This window comes from Fibrella forsythiae, assembly GCF_017353175.1.
GTDB lineage: Bacteria > Bacteroidota > Bacteroidia > Cytophagales > Spirosomataceae > Fibrella > Fibrella forsythiae.
In genome coordinates this window covers 1-1,102 of record NZ_JAFMYW010000053.1, presented here as the reverse complement: position 1 = coordinate 1,102, position 1,102 = coordinate 1, and the positions used below count along the sequence as shown (strand labels likewise).

At 53.9% G+C, this 1,102-nt stretch carries 1 protein-coding gene; it reads left to right on the top strand.

Annotated elements, in window-relative coordinates:
* The coding region (locus J2I46_RS32595; RefSeq protein WP_207333304.1) for a SusD/RagB family nutrient-binding outer membrane lipoprotein at positions 1–1,102 on the top strand (1,102 nt) is incomplete at both ends.

Below are 1,102 nucleotides of genomic sequence, written 5' to 3'. Positions count from 1 at the left end.
GGCCTTCCACTTTCAGATCTTAGTGGACACCTACGGCAACATTCCCTACACCAACGCTTTGCAGGGGCTGACCGTAGCTCAGCCTACGTATGACACGGGGGTAGCGGTGTATGAAGATCTCTTCAAGCAGCTTGATGCGGCTCTGGCCTTATTCGCCAGCGGCGAAACGCGGGCGGCAGCAGGTGAGACTATCAGCAACCCGGGCGTTAATGATATCATGTATCAGGGCAACATCAATAGCTGGCGTCGGTTGGCCAACACGCTGAAGTTGCGGATGATTCTGCGCCAGAGCGAGCGGACGGATCGGCAGACCTTTATCCAGGCGGCCCTGACAACCCTGAAAGCGTCGCCCTACGGATTTATCACAACGGCCGATCAAGGTGCTACGATTAATCCGGGTTACACGAACTCGACAAACCAGCAGAACCCGTTGTATGCTACGTTTGGCAATGGCGTAAATGGTCAACCCGTAGAGAATAACAACATTTATCGCGCTGGTGGTTATGCTGTCAATTTCCTGATCAACACGCAGGATAGCCGCATATTCGGTTTCTACAATCCGGTAAGCGGTAGTAGTTTCGGAGCCACTTTCTTTGGTACTATCTCTCCGCTGGTGAACTCTCAAACGTCTAGCATCGGCCCTGGGGTATTACAAAGTTCAACGCAGGATGCCGTGATTCTTTCAACTGTAGAATCGCTGTTCATTCAGGCTGAAGCTGTACAGCGAGGCTATATTACCGGTAATGCTAAAACGCTCTACGAATCGGCCATTACCCAGTCTTATGCCGACTTGGGAATTCAGGATGATGCCGGGACCGCCGCCGATTATGCCCGCCAGTTTCTGGATAGCGGCAGTCCAAATGTTACCTGGGACGCCGCTACCAACAAGCTGACGCTGATTCTGACCCAGAAATGGAACTCGCTCAACGGGACAGCTCCGTTCGAAGCCTGGAGCGACTTCCGCCGCACCGGAATCCCGGCCGTGCCCATCTCTCAGGACCCCAGTACGTCAGTTAAACAGATCCCCTCGCGCTTGCTCTACCCCCAGACCGAGACCCAGTACAACGAAACAGCGGTGAAAGCTCAGGGCACTGACAGCCAA